At 32.7% G+C, this 3,537-nt stretch carries 3 protein-coding genes; 2 read left to right on the top strand and 1 reads right to left on the bottom strand.

The window, feature by feature from the left end; genetic code table 11:
- A partial coding sequence (locus ACW2QF_RS18740; RefSeq protein WP_455717536.1) for a MalY/PatB family protein occupies nt 1-1,132 on the bottom strand: 1,132 nt, incomplete at its 3' end.
- A gap of 198 nt (nt 1,133-1,330) precedes the next feature.
- Between ACW2QF_RS18740 and pdxR the strand changes: the two genes are divergently transcribed.
- Both pdxR and ACW2QF_RS18730 read left to right on the top strand, forming a co-directional pair.
- Nucleotides 1,331-2,743, top strand: coding sequence for a MocR-like pyridoxine biosynthesis transcription factor PdxR (gene pdxR, locus ACW2QF_RS18735; RefSeq protein WP_455717537.1), 1,413 nt, complete (start codon nt 1,331-1,333; stop codon nt 2,741-2,743).
- Between the two features lie 97 nt (nt 2,744-2,840).
- Nucleotides 2,841-3,537: AraC family ligand binding domain-containing protein (locus ACW2QF_RS18730; protein WP_455717535.1), on the top strand; the 697-nt coding region annotated here is incomplete at its 3' end.

The following is a 3,537-nucleotide window of genomic DNA, read 5'->3' as shown; positions in this document are numbered from 1 at the left end:
GTGCTGCAATATTGATTCTTTCAAATCCTATACCTTCTTTACCAAAAATAATTCCTTCATCTAACCAAAGTTTTGCTTTATTTTGTATACGATCTTCTAACTCTCTTAATTCTAATCCGTATTTATTAAAATCAAGCCATACAAGATATGTTCCTTCTGGTATAGTTACTATTACTTTCGGCATTTTTGTATCTACAAAATTTCTTACATATGCAATGTTTTCTAGCAAATAGACTTTTAATTCTTCAAGCCAACATTCACCGTATGTATAAGCAGCTTGACATGCTTCTATACCAAAGATATTAGGCTCATCAAAACCTGTTTTTCCCATTTCTTTTTTGAATAATTTACGAATCTTATGATTTGCAATAATGATATTAGATAATTGTAATCCTGCCAAATTAAATGTTTTGCTTGGAGATGTACAAGTAATCGTAATATTCTCTATATCCTTGTTTATCGAGGCAATTGGGATATGCTTCTTCTCACCATATACAAAATCTTGATGGATTTCATCCGCAATAATTATAACATTATGCTTTAAGCAAATTTCCCCTATTCTCGTCAATTCTTCCTTAGTCCATACACGACCAACAGGATTATGAGGGCTACATAATAAGAATACTTTCACCGAATTCTTAATAATTAAATCTTCAAACCTAGCAAAATCAATGGAGTAAACTCCTTTATTGTCTTTTACTTCATAATGTAATGAATTATTAATTAACTTTCTTCCATTCTCCTGAACAATATTCGAAAAAGGGTAATAAACTGGAGTTTGTATTAAAACAGCTTCTCCTTCTTCTGTTACTGCTCGCACAGCCATACTAATTGCAAATACAACACCTGGTGTATAAACCAACCACTCTGGTCTTATATCGTAGTTATGTCTTTTTTGCATCCAATTAATCACTGTTTTTTGATATTCTTCTTTGGGATATGTATATCCAAATATACCGTGTTGCGCTCTTTTTTCTATTGCAGCTGTTATCTCTGGTAATGTTGCAAAATCCATATCTGCAACCCAAAGAGGCATGACATCATTATCTTTCCCTCTTTCAACAGTAAAATCATATTTTAGAGAATTGGTATTCGTACGATCAATGATCTGCTCAAAATTATAAGTTCCCATCTGTCAGTCCTCCACGATTAATTTTTGTTATTATATGCTTTCTACTTAAAAAAGTCAATGCATTTTCCTATTTTTTTGATATGATTTATCTAAAATAGAAAACAACTTATTTACATAACTAAGGGGGTAAATTTCTTATAGCAGTTTTACTCGGCTTATGATATACTCGCTACTATGAATACTAGCATAGGAGTTGATCTGATGTTTACCATACCTCTTAATACAAAATCAAAAACACCATTATATGACCAAATATATACCTATATAAAGAACGAAATACGCAATGGTACCATTGCCTATCAGGCAAAACTTCCTTCTACAAGGAGTCTTGCAACTTACTTACAAGTAAGTAGAAATACCGTTGATATGGCTTATTCCCAATTAGTTTCAGAAGGCTATATTGAGTCAAAAGCAAAATCAGGTTATTATGTTTGCCAGATTGAAGAAATGCTTGCCGTCCCTAAACACACAACAATAAGGCAGAATCCACAGCAAACCTTAAAACCTTCTTACACCTATGATTTTTCTCCTTTTACCATTGATATTCACCACTTTCCTTATAATACATGGCGTAAATTATCAAAGGAATGCCTAAACAATTCTAACAACGACCTTTTCTTATTGGGTCCTAAACAAGGTGATATCAGTTTACGAGAATCTATACAAAAGTACCTTCACGAATCTCGTGGTGTACAATGTGACAAAGATCAGATTATCGTAGGTGCTGGGGCTGATTATCTATTACAACTCTTAGCGCAATTACTCTCCTCCATGTCTGAATCATGTAAAATTGCCATGGAAAATCCAACTTATACTCAAGCATATCGTATCTTTAGTGGACTTGGAGTAGCAACATGTTGTATCCCTCTTGATAATTCAGGCATTCGTATAGGTAGTCTGAACATATCTGGTGCAAATATTGCTTATGTAACCCCATCTCATCAGTATCCTTTGGGAATTATAATGCCAATAAAACGTCGTCAAGCTCTATTACAATGGGCAAATGAGACAAATGATCGTTATATTATTGAAGACGACCACGATAGTGAATTTCGCTATAAAGGGAAGCCAATCCCAGCTCTTCAAGGACTTGATCATAATGGCAAAGTAATCTATATGGGTACTTTCTCAAGGGCCATTGCACCTGCAATACGTGTTGGGTATCTTGTTCTTCCCCCAGCTATACTTAATCTATATAATTCAAGATATAGTTACTACACCTCTACAGTTTCAAGAATTGACCAGTCGATTTTGGCAACATTCATCAGTGATGGATATTTTGAACGTCATTTAAACAAAATGAGAAAACATTATAAGGCAAAACATGATATCTTAATTCAAGCTCTCAAAATATTCAAAAATAAGATATCGATTCAAGGAGAGCACGCAGGATTACATCTCGTTGTAACCTTTCATCTACCTATTACCGAAGAAGAATTAATTGAAAAAGCTGCTCATTCTTCTATCAAGTTATATGGACTTAAAAAATTCTTTATAAGCTTTGATAACCGTAAAAATTACGAACCAACTATTCTACTGGGTTACGCTAACCTTACAGAAGATGAAATTATAACTGGAATAGAACAATTATATAAAACTTGCATATTTTAAGTATTTGGGTTAAGATGGTAATAACGAATAAATTTTAACAAGTGAATAATCTTTTTTGTTGTCTACTCAAAATAAGCCAAAAGGGAATGAACAAATTATGGTAAAAGATACATCAAGTAAACAAGCAATTGAACGCTGTATTACCAATAAGTATTTTTCTGTTGCCTATCTGTGTAATGAAGAAAACACTATGGACATTCATATTCACGATTGTTATGAAATGTGCTTTTGCATATGTGGTGATAAACATTTCCTTATAGACAACAAGTTTTACGATATTGTCTCTGGCGATTTATTCGTTATCAATCAATTCGAGAGCCACTATCTTACTAAGATTAATCAATCAGCATTAGAAAGAATAGTAATTTTTATTCATCCTGATTTCATAAAGACCTTGTCTTCAGGCCACACCAATCTGTCTACATGCTTCACAAACCGCACGCAAGGATTTACACATCGTCTTCATCTTACAACCGAGCAACAAAATTCTTTCCACTTTTATACAGACAAGATTACATCTGTTGATAGTTATGGTAGCGACATAATTGAAAAGGCTTGTTTTATGGAACTTCTAGTTATGATTAATCGTATCTATATAGATAATTTCGACCTTAATACGAATGAAAATGATTCCAAACAGGAACAACCAATTGAACAAATTATACAATTTATTAACCAAAACATATGTAAACCAATTACAATTGAATATCTAGCGAAACAATTTTACCTTAGTGATTCCTATATATGCAGAATATTCAAATCTGCAACTGGAACAACGATTAATAAATATATTA

It is taken from the genome of Anaerosporobacter sp., assembly GCF_965301125.1.
This window is presented reverse-complemented; position numbering and strand designations above follow the sequence as displayed.